The organism is Paenibacillus sp. FSL E2-0151 (assembly GCF_037993015.1).
GTDB lineage: Bacteria > Bacillota > Bacilli > Paenibacillales > Paenibacillaceae > Paenibacillus > Paenibacillus amylolyticus.
In genome coordinates this window covers 2032368-2048542 of the sequence record NZ_CP150308.1, presented here as the reverse complement: position 1 = coordinate 2048542, position 16175 = coordinate 2032368, and the positions used below count along the sequence as shown (strand labels likewise).

General features: G+C 45.4%; 12 protein-coding genes and 1 tRNA gene. 1 reads left to right on the top strand and 12 read right to left on the bottom strand.

The window, feature by feature from the left end; all coding sequences use genetic code 11:
• Positions 1–441: 441 nt before the first annotated feature.
• From MHI55_RS09580 to leuB, 10 genes are all read right to left on the bottom strand, one after another.
• Positions 442–512, bottom strand: a tRNA-Gly gene (locus tag MHI55_RS09580).
• Positions 513–671: 159 nt separating this feature from the next.
• The gene (locus MHI55_RS09575) at positions 672–2798 is read right to left on the bottom strand and encodes an EAL domain-containing protein (protein ID WP_340389837.1); all 2127 of its coding nucleotides are present in this window, start codon (positions 2796–2798) and stop codon (positions 672–674) included.
• Between the two features lie 289 nt (positions 2799–3087).
• Positions 3088–4044 carry an aldolase catalytic domain-containing protein gene (locus MHI55_RS09570; RefSeq protein ID WP_047842252.1) on the bottom strand — a complete coding sequence of 319 codons (957 nt, stop codon included), beginning with the start codon at positions 4042–4044 and terminating at the stop codon, positions 3088–3090.
• An 83-nt stretch (positions 4045–4127) separates the two neighbouring features.
• Positions 4128–5441 (bottom strand): DUF4129 domain-containing protein, encoded by a 1314-nt coding sequence (locus MHI55_RS09565; protein ID WP_340389835.1) that lies wholly within the window; start codon positions 5439–5441, stop codon positions 4128–4130.
• Entirely contained in the window at positions 5438–6553 is a 1116-nt protein-coding gene (locus MHI55_RS09560) for a DUF58 domain-containing protein (RefSeq protein WP_047842250.1), read from the bottom strand. The genes MHI55_RS09565 and MHI55_RS09560 overlap by 4 nt, the downstream gene beginning before the upstream one ends.
• Positions 6554–6557: 4 nt before the next feature.
• A complete protein-coding gene (locus tag MHI55_RS09555) occupies positions 6558–7523 on the bottom strand; it encodes a MoxR family ATPase (RefSeq protein ID WP_340389833.1) in 966 nt (321 codons plus the stop codon).
• Positions 7524–7644: 121 nt separating this feature from the next.
• Entirely contained in the window at positions 7645–8751 is a 1107-nt protein-coding gene (locus MHI55_RS09550; RefSeq protein ID WP_036610143.1) for a PAS domain-containing sensor histidine kinase, read from the bottom strand.
• Positions 8752–9198: 447 nt separating this feature from the next.
• Positions 9199–9615, bottom strand: a complete 417-nt coding sequence (locus tag MHI55_RS09545; RefSeq protein ID WP_017689649.1) for a hypothetical protein — start codon at positions 9613–9615, stop codon at positions 9199–9201.
• A 357-nt stretch (positions 9616–9972) separates the two neighbouring features.
• Complete coding sequence (locus tag MHI55_RS09540) at positions 9973–10512, bottom strand: peroxiredoxin (protein ID WP_036610146.1); 540 nt, start codon at positions 10510–10512, stop codon at positions 9973–9975.
• A gap of 277 nt (positions 10513–10789) precedes the next feature.
• Positions 10790–11875, bottom strand: a complete 1086-nt coding sequence (gene leuB / locus MHI55_RS09535) for a 3-isopropylmalate dehydrogenase (RefSeq protein ID WP_036669759.1) — start codon at positions 11873–11875, stop codon at positions 10790–10792.
• Positions 11876–12108: 233 nt separating this feature from the next.
• On the opposite strand from leuB, the gene MHI55_RS09530 reads away from it, so the two are divergent.
• Positions 12109–13089 (top strand): aldo/keto reductase, encoded by a 981-nt coding sequence (locus tag MHI55_RS09530; RefSeq protein ID WP_036669756.1) that lies wholly within the window; start codon positions 12109–12111, stop codon positions 13087–13089.
• 261 nt (positions 13090–13350) lie between these two features.
• On the opposite strand, the gene MHI55_RS09525 is transcribed toward MHI55_RS09530, so the two are convergent.
• On the bottom strand, positions 13351–14892 hold the full coding sequence (locus MHI55_RS09525) for a 2-isopropylmalate synthase (protein WP_017689653.1): 1542 nt from the start codon (positions 14890–14892) through the stop codon (positions 13351–13353).
• 139 nt (positions 14893–15031) lie between these two features.
• Positions 15032–16024, bottom strand: a complete 993-nt coding sequence (gene ilvC / locus MHI55_RS09520; RefSeq protein WP_036669754.1) for a ketol-acid reductoisomerase — start codon at positions 16022–16024, stop codon at positions 15032–15034.
• Positions 16025–16175: the final 151 nt, after the last annotated feature.

Here is a 16175-nt window from a genome sequence, read left to right as displayed (position 1 = left end):
TTGGATCAAGCATTCAAAGACAGATCTAAGGTAAGCTACGGCATGAACAAAGAAACCCAAAATACAGGGTACACGTAAACCTCAATGGCTTACTTGCTCCATACCTTTTCCCATAGCTGAATTTGGACACACGAATCCCCTCATTGCTCAGCCGCTCTGGCTGACTGCGTCATAAAACCGTCTGCAGTTAACTGGGGTTCACTTCATGTGTTTTACTTCATGGGACGTATGGTTACCTCTCATTCATGTGTAGTATCAATTTCTCCGTTATTGTACCAGATCATTGTAAAAAAGCAAAGGGTATATACATTAAACTAAAGAATACTTACTTACTCGCCACTCCGAAAACAGAACAATCTTCTGATCGCTGTTACCACGAGATTTCTTTTAAGGTAATAGAAAAAGCCCCTGCATCGCAAGGGCTTCGGCACTGCTTCGTTAAGCGGGTGATGGGAATCGAACCCACGCTATTAGCTTGGAAGGCTAAAGTTCTACCATTGAACTACACCCGCATGATTGAAGATTTATTGTTAAGTTCCTTAGGAATTTAACAGTGATTTTACAAATAATAATATACCATGATCCTCTATAGCATGCAAGTCATATTTCCCATTTTTTTCATTACGCATCCATCAAAAAAAGCAGGAGCACCCTCGCGCCCCCGCTGTTACCTATCCTGTAGGCTTATCCACATCTCTCAAAAACTGCTTTTCAAATTCAGCGGCTTTAATCGGTTTGCTGAAGAAATAACCCTGAGCCTCGTGACAGTGTTGATTGCGAAGAAAGACCATCTGATCTTCGTTCTCCACGCCCTCAGCTGTGACTTTCAGTTGTAAATGATGCGCCATTGAAGTGATGGTAGATACGATCGCTGCGTTATTGCTGTCCTCCATGACTTCATTCACAAATGAACGGTCAATCTTGAGCCGATCAATTGGCAGATCCTTCAGATAGTGCAACGAGCTGTATCCCGTTCCAAAATCATCGATACTGATATGCACACCAATTTCTTTGATTTTGCGCAACTGTTCGAATGACCGGTCTTTATCAAATGTCATGCTCTCTGTAATCTCCAGTTCAAGCCATACAGGCTCTAGTCCCGTCTCTTTGAGAATACCATTGATATTGTCCAACAAATGGGAGTGCCTGAATTGTCTCATCGACAGATTCACCGAAACACACAGTTTACGATAACCGGCTTCCTGCCACTGTTTGTTCTGTGCACACGCTTCACGAAGCACCCATTCACCAAGTGGCACAATGAGCCCACTCTCTTCTGCCAGAGGAATAAAATCCGCCGGAGATACCGAGCCTCGCTGCGGATGCTGCCAACGCACCAAGGCTTCCATGCCAACGATTAGCCCACTTTGCAGATTAACCTGCGGCTGGTAGACCAGGTAGAACTGACCTCGATCCAACGCCTTGCGCAGATCATTCTCAAGTTGCAAACGCTCCTGTGCCTTCATCTGCATCGCATGGGCAAAACGATTCAGTTCCATTCCTTGTTCCTTAGCACTGTGCAAAGCCGTATCGGCATTTTGAATAATCTCCAGTGGTGACTCCCCATCATGTGGGAAAATAGCCATCCCAATTCCAAGTGTCAGATGATACTCATTGCCATCAACCAAGACGGGCTTCTCAAAAAGTTGCAAAATGGATCTTGTCCGACGCAACGCTGTATCGGTTGAACTGAAATCTGTCATCGTTAATGCAAACTCATCTCTTCCCAATCCAAAGACTTCTTCTCTTGGAAGGGACAATTGTTTCAGTCGTTGACCTACCTGACGCAAAACACGGTTAGCCGCTTGCTGTCCAAGCGAATCATTAATGGTTTTGAACCGATTAATATTCAGGACCAATACACCAACAAGCTGTTCCTGTACCACGGCATCATCCATCATCTTTTTCAACTGCTGTGAAAGGCGACGACGGTTTGGAAGTCCCGTTACATCATCATGATGAGCAATATAGTTCATCTTGGCTTCCGCGACCTGCTGTTGCAGGAAAGGTGTGTCCACTACGGACGTATACAGCCCTTTTTGAATGAAAAAATATGCCATACAATTACTCAGCAATCCTAATAACAGATTGAGATCGTTCACCCCAGTTGCTGAAACAAAATAACATTCACCAAAAAAGAAACACAGAATGCCACATAGAATGGTTGGTAAATCACCGTCTTTGGTTTTTTTCCATTGTACAAACAAAAGAACAGCAATAATGCCATAGAGCAATCCAACCATAAGATGAACTCGAGTGAAGATACCACCAAGCACTTCCCCATCAAGCATACTCGGCAACATGCTCCATTCCTGAATAGCCAGTATGTACAAAATAACAAAGGTACCCAATGTCCCACTTAAAAGTAAGAATTTGCGTGGTAATGCAAATTCTTTCTCATTTAAGGTATACACGAGCAGTAAACCTACGGAACATACCAAAGATCCCATGGTTGACATCATTAAGGAGAACTCCGATTCCATCATGGCTCCATTTGGAATCTCTTCTGCAAATGAAACGATATGAACCAGTTCAAACAGACCAATCAATAAAAAGAGTGTTGTCAATAATGTCCTCCGAAGCGTTAGCTTCTGTGTCCGAAACAACCAGCTTTGATTATAGATGCCGATACAAGCCGCTACCGCAGCAAATCCACCCAAGAGTGTCAAAACCGGGTAACCCGATATGATCAGATCAGAGCTTGAAGAAGAACGAAACCATTGACTTGCGAGGAAACATAATAAGCCGCCCACAGCGACCCAAATTATTTTTCTCTGATCTTGCAGATTAACCTTCATGCCGTGTTTTCCTTCCCGGGATCACCTATCCTGAATTACATTAACCAAACTCAACAACTTACTACATGATTCGACAAAAAACATATTAACCAACGTTCAATTCACATGCATACACATGCTATCTGGTACATAATAACATTTAATTTTGTATACGTGAACTAAAAAATAGTTACTCCTAGGAATATTTATTCACAAATATATAGAAAAACAAGGCATTAAGAACTAAAAAAACATGGATCTCCAGTTAGAGTCCATGTTTTCCTATTTTACAACTGTATTTCAGACTATATTACTTATCAAAATTCACTTCTGGTGTTGTTAATTTATCATAGAAATCAACAACCTTATCCTTGTCTTCCGATGAGCGAATCGCCATCGCTGAACGTGGATGCTCGTCCAACGCGCCTGTAATCATGTAAGGCAGAATGTAACCCCATTCTTCTTTTTCTCTGAGTGGAACCATCAACTGTTCCAATACACCAAGTACTGGACGCAGATTGTATTTTGTTCCTTTCAGATGAGCTACGAGCAATTCGGTTGGACAGTTTCCAGCAGCACGGCCCATACCATACACAGAAGCATCAAGCAGTTCGACGCCAAGTTCTGCCGCAACCAATGTGTTAGAAAACGCAAGTTGCATATTATTATGTGTGTGAACACCAAGACGTTTGTTAGGCAAGTGAGTCTTGAACTTCTCTACCAGATATTTCACATCATTATGGTCCAAGCTACCGTAGGAGTCTACAATGTAAACAACATCCACAGCGCTTTCTTTGATCAATTCAAATGCTTCCAGCAATTCATTCTCCATAACATTGGAGAGTGCCATAATATTAAGTGTAGTTTCATATCCACGATCATGGAATGTTTGAACCAGTGCAAGTGCCTTGTCTACATCTTTGCTGTAGCAGGCAACCCGGATCAGATCCAGCATGCTCTCACTGCGAGGCAAGATATCATTTTCGTCCACACGTCCAACGTCAACCAGTGCAGACAGTTTGGTATTGCCTTTTTGAGGAATAACTTTACGCAGGAAATCATCGTTCAGGAAACGCCATGGTCCTGCTTCCTCGGCACCTTTAAGCAACTTTGGAGAGTTCTTATATCCAATTTCCATATAATCAACGCCAGCTTCATTCAATCCAGCATATAGCTGTTGAACAAAGTCCACGCTAAAGTCCCAATTATTCACCAATCCGCCATCACGGATCGTACAATCTACAATTTTGCAATGATTTGTCTTCATTAATGTCTGCTCCTTTTCTGACCAACTTGTGTATTCCTCTCATGATACTTGAACGTGACAAGAAAAGTAAAGGGATTCCGGACTTATTTACTTCGATAAGATCTCCAGATTCGGTCAATCTTAACCATATCGGAACGATCGGGAGCTTTCTCTCCATAACGGACGGCATTATACGTATCTGGTAGTCTCGCAGATAGCTCATCTTCTTCTACCTTCATACCATTCTGAATAATGGTCTGTGCAGCCTCCAGCGGAGTGTGTGTCCGCTGTATTTCCACGCCTCGATGAGCTGCTCTTTCAATCCAAGTCCGATAGTAATACCGAACACGTTCGGCATCCTGTGCAGGGGGCGCCTCTTTCTTGCGAAACCAATTCTTTCGGACTTTTGCTGGCGCATCAAGCGTCTCACTGACATCGATATACTCCGTCCGTGGTTCTGCCTTCTTTTCACCTGGTTGTAACATCCCCTTGAATCGGTCCATAAGTCTGTTTATCGTTTTTTGTCCCAACCTCAGAAGCAGCCACAGAATTACTCCTGCTACAGCACACATCACTACCCATCCAAGGATGTTCCAGAAGACTGAGGGCTCGGATGGCGGCTCTCTCCAGTCATTCGGTATATTTAACTGCTGATTGGGGTTGTCCATTGGTAATCGTGGCTCCTCGCCGGAAATCGGACCAAACCATCCCCTGATCCATGCGAGCAAGCGATCACGTAGCGGTCCCAGCCAGGCAGCCAGACTTGGGAAAGCACCAATCGCGACGATAACAATAAACATCCACATGAACCGCTGATGATTCGCACGTGCAAAATCTCTTAATACCAATCTTCTCTTGCCGTCATTGAGTATTGCCTGATCCAGTTGCAGCATATATCGTCCAACCAGCCAAAAGGCAAAGCTGATCACTCCCGCAATATAGATCCATAGGGTATAGGTTTGTATCGGCTGCATGAATTCCAACGAATTCGAAGCAATCATAAGCACGATCGCACTGATTACACCCATAATCTGCAAGCGCCATAACAACACAGAATGAAAGACTGGCTGGAAGGTCAGACCTGCATAAGCCGAGATGACTCCACACAGTACCAATGTGATGATATCCGGCAACGGGAGAATAAGGCTCATCCCAACAACGAGTGCGAAGAGAAATCCTATGACTAGTGCCGCTAGTCCACGAATGAGTGTACTTTTCTCGCTAAAACCTGGAATTTTATGCCGAATGAACTGTCCCAACCAACCTACAAGAACAACCAAGATGAATAATGTGTACGGCAAATGTTCCATTGCGTAGAATGAAGCAAGCGTAAATATCGGAAAAAGGTATATACCAGCCATCAAGACGGCAAGCATTGTTATGAGTCCTGTGGTCGTCGCTACCGGTCTGTTCCTCATGCACTCACCGCCTTTGTATTACCCTTCACGTCCTCTACCGGGAGAATCGTTACACGATGTCCTTGTTCGTGCAGACGTGCAATCTCGTGCTCCATAGCGGCAGATACATAGGATGTAATCAGCAGATAGCTGCGGATTTGCTGTGCTTCTTCATTCAGACGTACTTCATCATTCAGGAATTGCTCCATGGGCACCATACATTTTAACTCTGTCTCGGCCATAGCTTCCAGTAACCGTTCCAGATGGGGCGTGCCATAATCCGGCTCAATCCGAAGTGTATCGCGGCCTCCACCCACATGATAACCATTATGGGCGAAGCCTGCCGGCAACCCTCTCCCGATGGCATCCACTGCAGCCGTGGCAGCGTAACGAAGTGCCCGTTCAATCTTTTCCGGTCGAGTAACAACACTCCACATATCTGCAGATTCCTGAATATTGACTACAATCCAGGATTGCGGATCAGCCGTCCATCCCTGTTTGTAGACTTGTAATTCACCTGTACGTGCACTCGCTTTCCAGTGAATACGATTCATGGGGTCGCCTGCACCATAAGGCCGAACACCCAGGATCAAGAAAGGATCTTCAACGATCCATCGTGATACTTCCACTTCTCCCTGCCATACCTGATAAATTGCAGGAAGATCCTCTGCATTCACTAATGAAGGGTACACGATCATAGACATTTGCAAAGGAATTGGTTTGGTGGAACGCCACACACCAAAGAGATCCCCACCTGTCATCGTTGCTGTATTTAATGGATAAATCCCACGCTGAGTACATGTAAAAGGATGCTTGCGCGTAATACGAGTAAACGGTTTTAACGTAAAAATACTCTTATGGTTCTGATAGATTTCGCCTTGACTAATATCCATACCTGAGCCGGAACGAAATACAAACGACACTGGCATCATCGATTCAAGTCTGAGCCACGGTACGGAGACTCGTTTCTCATTCGATATCGTCTCCACCATCTCAAGTTCATCTCCAGCGTAACAACGCAGCTTGCTGAATTGTCTGCTGTACTTGAGTTTTCGCAGTGCAGGTCGTCCAAACCACACACCATGTATAACAACGACAATGCCTCCAACAAGGACAAGCCATAATAATGCCATAAGATTAACGCCCGCTTGTAGCGAGATTCTCCGTAGGCACTTCTGTCTGATTCAGAAGTTCCTGGATGATACGCTCCGCCAAGCCCTCTTGTTGTCTGATCCGGTTACGGAATACCAGTCGGTGCGCCAGCACAGGTTCCGCCAGTACTTTAATATCATCAGGCAAAACAAAGTCTCTGCCATGCAGTGCAGCCCATGCCTGACTTGCCTTGAGTAATGCCTGAGCCCCTCGTGGACTTACGCCAAGCGAGAGCTCTGGATGTTGCCTTGTCGCTTCGGTTAACTGAATGATATATCGTAGCAGATCTTCGTTGATTTGCACTGTTTTATACGTATCCTGCGCCTTCAAAAGTTCTTCACGACTGATCACTGCCGAGAGATCATCAACAGAACGACTGGCTACCGTACGTCTCAAAATTTCTACACTCTCTTCACTGCTTGGATAACCCATGCGAATTTTCATCATAAAACGATCCATCTGCGCTTCAGGTAGTGGAAAAGTTCCCTGGTTATCTACAGGATTCTGGGTGGCGATAACGATGAATGGCCGTTCCAGCTGTCTCGTTGAACCGTCGATACTGATCTGGCGCTCTTCCATACACTCCAGCAAGCTTGATTGTGTACGCGGTGTAGCCCGGTTAATCTCATCGGCTAGTACAAGATTGGCAAACAAGGGGCCGGGTCGGAATTCAAAATCCCCTTCTTTTTGATTAAAAAAATGAATCCCTGTTAAGTCCGAGGGCAGCAAGTCCGGTGTAAACTGTATCCGTTGGAATGTGCAGTCCAATGAGGAAGCTACCGATTTGGCAAGCATCGTTTTCCCAGTACCCGGTACATCCTCCAGCAGCACATGCCCTGACGCTATGATCGCTGTCATTACCAGCTCTATCGTATGCTCTTTTCCCACAATCACTTTTCCCACGTGATCCATCAGTTGTTGATTCATTCGTTCCACTCCTTGGATTTCCATCTGCATCTCATCCTTCCGTTATGGAGCTTATGTATTCGCATTCATTACTAACTATAACCGTTATTGGCAACATAAAACAAAGGAGTTGGCAAATGGCCAACTCCTCGACTCCCCGCTTTTCTCAATATACCAAGGGTAACATAATTATAAACCGCGTGCCTTCGCCCTTTTTGCTATCCACAGAGATGGTTCCTCCATGGTTCTTGATGATCCGGTAACTCACCGAAAGTCCAAGCCCCGTTCCGCTCTCCTTGGTCGTGAAGAATGGATCAAACAGACGTACAAGCGTGTTATGGTCCATCCCATGACCGTTATCCGCGATGGAGATCTGCACGAATTTGTTTTCCGTGGCGGTAGATATTCGAATTAGACCCGTATGTTCTTCGCCAACTTCCTCAATGGCATCCATTGCGTTTTTCACCATATTCAAAATAACCTGCTTAATCTGTTTGACATCAATGGACACATTCAGCGGGGCATCCCCTTCATCCAGTACGATCTCGCATCCCTTCATCAACCCTTCGCTTTCGGTCAGCAAGACCACCTCTTTGAGCAAAGAGTCGACGGATATCACGGTCTTCTGTGGAGCTGACGGTTTGGAAGAATTCAAAAATTCGTAGATGATGTCATTCGCCCGATCAATCTCCGTCAGTATGATTCGAGCGTACTCGTCTTTGCCGAGCTGCAGCAAATGGGGCCTGAGCAGTTGAATGAACCCACGGATTGCAGTCAACGGATTACGAATTTCATGAGCAATAGATGCTGAAATTCGCCCCAGCATCGCAAGTTTGTCATTTTGATAAGCGGTCTGTTCAATTTGTTTATAATCAGATACATCTTTGACGCTGAACAAGAAGTCGCCATCCATCTGATCACCGTACGTCACAGTAACCAGCCAATGCCTTCCGTATTCATCAATCAACTCATGATAGCGCTTACGATGAAAAATAGTTTCCCGATAGATACGTAAAATTTTCTTTTTCTTGAATCGGCTCATCTGCGGATGATGCAGCATTTGCATCAGGGTGCAGCCGCTCAACAGACTTCTTGGAAGTTCCAACAACTTTGCCATCTGAACGTTAATAAACGTCAATACACCGTGACTGTCAAACAACATAATACCGCTATCCAGATGTTCCAGTACATTCTCGTACTTGTTGTTATCCAGATGCACAGGCGGGAAACCATCCGTTGGTTGAGGCACTGTATCCTGAAATTCACTAATCATGTCAGGTTCCTCCTTTTCACGTAAATGATAAACTTGCCATTCGGACATCATATCATCACAGAAACAGGAAGGGCCGATTTTATTTTTCATTACCGGTGCCCTTTCGTTGGGGGGCTGAGCCGAAAATATGGATGGCATGGCCGGAACTCAAGCTGGTCTATTCCCGGTAACCAACAGTCGATCCGGAAAATCATATACGTTTGTCCCATTCTGACCTTCTCCTATTCCCAAACACGAACATTTTTTGCTCCGCCTCTTTTGCAAGTCTGTTTTTATCATAGACAAGTTTATAGAAGAGAGTCAATCGGAGAAAGTGTCGAATGGAAATTATTTTAAAAAAAACCTCGAATTAGTTCCAGAACACAGCACAAAAACGAAGCCGTTTCACCCAGTAGGCAAATCAGCTTCGTTTTTAATATCTTTAATTGGTGATATATCCGAGATCATCTATAGTCCGGTCTTATTATGCTGAATTTTCAGTCTGCGCTGACTCATCACAGCTAATCGACGTTTAAGTTCGCTTTCCCACTTCTCGTCTTTGGTTTCCTTCGCGAGCCTGAGCAAATCCAGAGCCATATCAATCTGGCGCTGCACAATGACCATGGCATCCTCGCTCTCACGGTTTACACAGTTTTCAAAAATCGCATCCTCATCTTCTGTAACATAATCTTGAAAGTCAATCTCGGATGCACCGTCTCCATGCGCATATTCAGCCAGAATTTCGTATTCGTTTTCCACTTTATAATGCACCTCAACCCGGTGACACACCGGGCAAAACAGCAGGGGAACATTATGAACCTGGGTGCGGTAATGCTTCAGCGTGCCCTTCGTTCCAACCATACTTGCCCCACAACAGTAACTCATTTTTGTTCACCCTCCTTATTACGTGACGGGACTTTTTTTGTTAAAATGCCATCCCGTACACTTACAGCACTTCCAAAAAGGAATAGTTCCATCAGTGTATCACATTCATGTACAGATTATAAATGCAGAGCACCGGAATATTTACCGGGTTTCCATACCCTATTCGCCTTGAAGGCCATCAATTCCTCTTTCAACAGATAAAAAGAAGACTTTCTTCTAATATATTATTAACACGCTTAGCTGCTTGTTCAAACACTTTTGATTAACTTCGTGATAACTTCCGTCAAAAGGGTGCAAAAAGCCCTCAATCCCTAACGGGATGAGGGCTTGAACAAAAACCGTTCAAGTTAATCTGGCTTACAGGTTAGTGTCGCCTGGTTTCCAGTTCATTGCACACAATCCGCCGGATTGCAGTGCTTGCAGTACGCGAAGTGTTTCTTCAACACTACGGCCTACATCGTTGTGGTTAACCACTTGATATTTCAATTCGCCTTCTGGATCGATGATGAACAGACCGCGCAATGCTACGCCTTCTTCTTCGATCAGAACGCCGTAATCTTTAGCCACTTGCTTCGTGATATCGGAAGCCAGCGGGAAGTTCAATTGACCCAGACCATTGCTGTCTACAGGTGTATTGATCCATGCTTTGTGGCTGTGTACGGAGTCTACGCTCACGCCAAGAATTTCTGTATCCAAAGCTTTGAATTGCTCGGAAGCAACGCTCAAAGCTGTAATTTCAGTTGGGCACACAAATGTGAAGTCCAAAGGATAAAAGAAGAATACAAGCCATTTGCCACGATAATCGGACAGTTTAACGGAACCAAAGTCTTGTCCGTCTCCCGATACTGTTTCCATTGCGAAATCCGGTGCTGGTCTACCTACCAAACGTTCTGCCATAACTAAAAATTCCTCCTTTGGGATTATGTAAGCATCCTTGCGGATTGCTCATCATCAAGAAAAACGCGTACGCTTTTCCTGTAATTAAAATGATTTGAACCTTGATAACAAGTACAAGTAAAATGTTATCATCCGGACTTCCCAAAGTCAAGATTATAAACATTATTTTTTTATAATCATTATAAATAAGGATTTTTCGTGGCAAAAATGATAAAGGAACAGCCCTCTGTACATTCCATAACTGGAAACAAAGGGCTGCCTGTAGTTGGTAATATAATTACGCCTGTTTCTGAATAGCCGCCACGATCAAATCGCCCATTTCGGTCGTGCTGATCGCTGTGCTCTTGTCTACAGCAATATCACTTGTGCGGTGTCCTGCGTTCAATACATCCGATACAGCCGCTTCAATGGCATCCGCACCTTCTGTATAACCAAAGGTTGTACGGAACATCAATGCCAAAGAGAGAATGGTTGCAATCGGATTAGCGAGGCCTTGACCTGCGATATCCGGTGCAGAACCGTGTACTGGCTCATAGAGTCCGAAGCTGCCCTCTCCCAGTGATGCAGATGCGAGCATACCGATGGAACCTGTCAACATCGCTGCTTCATCACTCAAGATATCTCCAAACATGTTTTCCGTTACGATGACATCGAAGCTGGACGGACGACGCAGCAATTGCATCGCGCAGTTGTCTACCAGTACATGCTCCAGTTCAACATCCGGATAATCCGGTGCTACCCGGTTCACGACTTCACGCCAGAGACGGGAAGTTTCCAATACGTTGGCTTTGTCTACAGAAGCCAGCTTTTTGCGACGTCCTTGCGCAATTTCGAATGCCTGACGAACGATCCGCTCCACTTCTGTTACATTATATGCACACGTATCTACTGCCTCTTCGCCCTGTGCACTTTCACGTCTGAATTTCTCACCGAAGTAGATCCCACCTGTCAACTCACGTACCACCATCAGATCTGTACCTTCCAGTACTTCAGGCTTCAGAGTTGAAGCATCCTTCAAGCAATCAAATACAACAGCCGGACGCAGGTTGGAGAACAATCCAAGTGCTTTGCGAATACCCAGCAGGCCTGTTTCCGGGCGAAGCTCCTTGCTGTTGTTATCCCATTTTGGACCACCAACCGCTCCAAGCAGGACTGCATCTGCACTTTTACATACAGTCAGTGTTTCTTCAGGAAGAGGTGTACCCTTCTCATCAATCGCGATTCCGCCAAACAACGCATGCTCTGTTTCAAAACGATAACCGAATACTTCCTCCGTACGTTTAAGAACTTTCTCAGCCTCAGCTACGACTTCAGGGCCAATTCCGTCACCTGCAATAACTGCAATTTTTTTCACGTCTGCCATTGGGTTGTCCACTCCTTATATTTCATTCATTAATTATTCATAAAGTAACGTCTCATATTAACTCTCTCCTTTGTATCATATTCCAAGGTCATTTGACCAAGATATACAATCTATGACTTTAATAGATTTTACCTATAAGCCAATAGAGATTGGCCTTTCCAAGTTGTTCTGACCTCCCGGCTGGGTTAAAATATAGCTGAATTCAAATCAGGTACGCAGGAGGGATAAGCAATATGCAATATTCGTATTTGGGTAAATCAGGCCTCAAGGTCAGCCGAATCTGTCTCGGTACCATGAATTTCGGGCCTGCTACAGATGAAAAAGAAGCTTTCCGCATTATGGACGCAGCACTCGATGCAGGCGTGAACTTTTTTGATACCGCTAACATCTACGGTTGGGGTGAAAATTCCGGCCTTACCGAAGAAATTATCGGACGCTGGTTCAACCAGGGCGGAGGCAGACGTGAAAAAGTAGTTCTGGCCACCAAAGTATATGGCTCCATGCATGATGATACAGATGGCCCCAACAACGAAGCTGGCCTCTCCGCCTACAAAATCAGACGGCATCTGGAGGGTTCCCTCCGCCGCTTACAGACCGATCATATCGAGCTATACCAGATGCATCATGTAGACCCTGCCATATCGTGGGACGAGCTGTGGGGTTCGTTCGAGAATGCCGTTCATCAGGGTAAAATCGGTTATGTAGGATCGAGTAACTTTGCTGCATGGCAGATTGCAATCGCTCAAAGTGAAGCCAAGAATCGTCATTTCCTCGGCCTGGTTTCCGAACAACATAAATATAGCCTCAACTGTCGTTTGCCTGAGTTGGAAGTACTGCCCGCAGCCAAAGAGCTGGGCCTCGGCGTCATTCCATGGAGTCCACTGGATGGTGGTTTATTGGGACGTAACGCTCTGCAGAAGCTGGAAGGAACACGCAGCGGGGGCATCGCTGGACGGATTGAGCAGCAGCAAACTCAGCTTGAAGACTTTGCCGCACTGTGTCGTGATCTCGGTGAACCACAGGATACGGTGGCTTTGGCATGGGTTGCAGCCAATCCGGCAGTGACCGCCCCGATTATCGGACCACGTACGCTGGAGCAGTTTGAGACCGCACTCAAATGTCTGGACGTGACTTTGGATGAAGCTGTGCTCAAACGTCTGGATGAGATTTTCCCGGGTCCAGGAGGACATGCCCCTAATGCATACGCGTGGTAATAGCTTGATAGCGTAAGTCAATTTAATAGGTAATCGTAGAAAATGTACTGTGTTTTACTGCCATAATCATATAAATAATAAGCAAAAGAGTCTGACCCTCCACAGGAGAGTCAGACTCTTTACGTCCCTCACTGAACGTAACAAAGCAAGCCGAACGATCTTCTATATCCATTAAATTAAAGATAGATCATTCTAGCAGCATACATGTGTCTCAGCTTAAAGTTCAGTTCAATGAAAGGTGCGTGCTTCTTGCATTGGAGCCTACAGATTAACGTTTACACGGTTCGTATATGTCTTGCGCTTCTCAATCAATTGATTCAGGCCGTCTACATAGGCGCGTGCACTTGCACCCAATATATCTGTGCTTACGCCACGTCCTTGTACCGAAACCTGATTCTGAGTCAGCACAACATGTACTTCACCCAATGCATCTTTACCATGCGTTACCGATTTGATGGAATAGTCAGACAACGTTACGTCTTCCCCACTCACTTGGTCAATCGCATTGTAGATTGCATCTACCGATCCGTTACCCTCTGCTTGCTTCTCAAGCGTATCCCCGTCAAGCGTTGCAATGCGGACTTTGGCCGTTGGTACCGATTCGTCTCCGTACGTTACGAAGATGGATTCCAGTTTATACACCTCAGGTGCATCCTGCAATTTCTCTTCAATTACGGCAAGCAGATCTTCGTCAGTAACTTCTTTTTTCTTATCAGCCAGATCTTTGAACTGGGCGAAAGCCCGATTCAATGCTTCTTCTTCCAGCTCATATCCCAGATCAATCAACCGTTCACGGAAGGCATGACGACCAGAATGTTTACCCAGTACAAGTTTACTTTCCTTCAGACCGATGGACTCTGGAGTCATAATCTCGTACGTTGTTTTTTCCTTCAACATGCCATCCTGGTGAATGCCGGATTCATGTGCAAAGGCATTTGCCCCAACAATAGCTTTGTTTCCAGGCACAACCATACCTGTCAAACGGCTAACCAAACGACTGGTCCGTGCAATCTCAGACAACTGCAGCGATGTTTTCGCTTGGAAAAATTCCTGACGTGTCTCCAGCGCCATAGCAATTTCCTCGATCGCCGTGTTTCCGGCACGTTCACCAATGCCATTAATCGTACCTTCGATCTGATCGGCTCCGTTGAGAATGGCTGCAAGTGTATTGGCCGTCGCCATACCCAAGTCATTATGGCAGTGGGCACTCAGCTGTACCTTTTCAATACCGTGTACATTCTCCTTGAGATGTTTGAAAATGTTTCCGTATTCATATGGGCTCAGGTAACCAACCGTATCCGGAATATTCACGACAGCTGCACCTTCTTCAACAGCCATATTCACCATTTCCACGAGGAAATCATACTCGGTACGACCTGCATCCTCAAGGGAGAATTCAATCTTCGAGAATGTTTTCTTTGCATAACGAATCGCGGAACGAGCTGTATCCAGTACCTGCGCTTTGTCCATACGCAATTTATGTTGGCGGTGAATAGGTGAAGTTGCCAGGAAAACGTGAATGCACGGGTCCTGTGCACCTTTAAGTGCTTCCTTAACTGCATCAATGTCTTGCTCTCTGGAACGGGACAAGCCAATTACAGTCACATTTTTGACCGCATTTGCTACTGCATTGACAGCTGCCAGGTCACCTGGAGATGCCGCCGGGAAACCCGCTTCCATCCGGTCAATGCCAAGCCGCTCGAGCTGATGGGCAATTTCCACCTTTTCACGAGTGTTCAGATTGACTCCCGGGGATTGCTCTCCATCACGCAGCGTTGTGTCAAATACATAGATTTTACGCACGCTTCGCACCTCCTGTACTTGTTATTATATGTTTCTCTGAACCAGCAATAGCGGCTCACGCATAAGCACGGCCGCTATTCCCAGTTAAAGCTCTAAGTTTACTTGATTACCTTAAAGTGCATGCTCTAGAAGTTAATGCTTACTTCTTGATCCAGTGCATCATCTCACGCAATTGTCCGCCAACCACTTCGATTGGGTGTTCAGCTTCGTTACGACGAGTTGCTGTCAAGAATGCACGTCCGGATTGGTTTTCCAGAATGAAGTCGCGTGCGAATTTACCTTGTTGGATATCCGTCAGGACTTCTTTCATTGCTTTCTTCGTATCTTCAGTTACAACGCGAGGTCCAGTTACATAGTCACCGTACTCAGCTGTGTTACTGATGGAATCACGCATGCTTGAAAGTCCGCCTTCATACATCATGTCAACGATCAGCTTCAGTTCGTGCAGACATTCGAAGTATGCCATTTCAGGAGCGTAACCCGCTTCTGTCAACGTTTCGAACCCAGCTTTTACCAATGCACTCACACCACCACACAGAACAGCTTGCTCACCGAACAGATCTGTTTCTGTTTCTTCACGGAAGGAAGTTTCGATAACCCCTGCGCGTGTACAACCGATACCTTTAGCATAAGCCAAACCGATTTCTTTAGCTTTACCCGTTGCATCTTGCTCAATCGCGATCAGGCCCGGTACACCAAAACCTTCCACATAAGTACGACGTACCATGTGACCAGGGGACTTAGGAGCTACCAGCAATACATCGCTGTTTTTTGGAGCAACGATTTGACCGAAATGAACGTTGAAACCGTGTGAGAAGAGCAATGCAGCGCCTTCTTTCAGGTTTGGTTCGATTTCGTTTTTGTATACAGAAGCTTGAGTTTCGTCTGGCAGCAAGATTTGAACTACATCTGCGCGGCTTGTTGCTTCAGCCGGGGACAGAACTTCAAATCCGTCATTTTTTGCAGTGTCGAAGGATTTACCTTCACGAAGTCCGATGACTACGTTCAATCCACTATCACGAAGGTTTTGAGCTTGGGCGTGGCCCTGGCTACCATAACCGATTACCGCGATCGTTTTTCCTTTCAATACGTTAAGCTCTGCATCCTGTTCATAATAAGTAGTTACTGGCATGTTTATAAGTCCTCCTTTGTATTGTAAAGAACCCTTCATTAATGAGCGGGTGTCTCAAGGGACCGTCTCGCTTGGAGTGTCAAAAGCATCTCTGGTCTGATCCGATCCGTTCAGACACCCGCCCATTAATGCGGGAATGTAGCTATATTTT

What these genes read in the sequence shown, in the direction of transcription:
- MHI55_RS09575 (WP_340389837.1), bottom strand. Translation starts at nt 2,798, where the DNA reads ATGAAGGTTAATCTGCAAGATCAGAGAAAAATAATTTGGGTCGCTGTG.
- MHI55_RS09570 (WP_047842252.1), bottom strand. Translation starts at nt 4,044, where the DNA reads ATGAAGACAAATCATTGCAAAATTGTAGATTGTACGATCCGTGATGGC.
- MHI55_RS09565 (WP_340389835.1), bottom strand. Translation starts at nt 5,441, where the DNA reads ATGAGGAACAGACCGGTAGCGACGACCACAGGACTCATAACAATGCTT.
- MHI55_RS09560 (WP_047842250.1), bottom strand. Translation starts at nt 6,553, where the DNA reads ATGGCATTATTATGGCTTGTCCTTGTTGGAGGCATTGTCGTTGTTATA.
- MHI55_RS09555 (WP_340389833.1), bottom strand. Translation starts at nt 7,523, where the DNA reads ATGGAAATCCAAGGAGTGGAACGAATGAATCAACAACTGATGGATCAC.
- MHI55_RS09550 (WP_036610143.1), bottom strand. Translation starts at nt 8,751, where the DNA reads ATGATTAGTGAATTTCAGGATACAGTGCCTCAACCAACGGATGGTTTC.
- MHI55_RS09545 (WP_017689649.1), bottom strand. Translation starts at nt 9,615, where the DNA reads ATGAGTTACTGTTGTGGGGCAAGTATGGTTGGAACGAAGGGCACGCTG.
- MHI55_RS09540 (WP_036610146.1), bottom strand. Translation starts at nt 10,512, where the DNA reads ATGGCAGAACGTTTGGTAGGTAGACCAGCACCGGATTTCGCAATGGAA.
- leuB (WP_036669759.1), bottom strand. Translation starts at nt 11,875, where the DNA reads ATGGCAGACGTGAAAAAAATTGCAGTTATTGCAGGTGACGGAATTGGC.
- MHI55_RS09530 (WP_036669756.1), top strand. Translation starts at nt 12,109, where the DNA reads ATGCAATATTCGTATTTGGGTAAATCAGGCCTCAAGGTCAGCCGAATC.
- ilvC (WP_036669754.1), bottom strand. Translation starts at nt 16,024, where the DNA reads ATGCCAGTAACTACTTATTATGAACAGGATGCAGAGCTTAACGTATTG.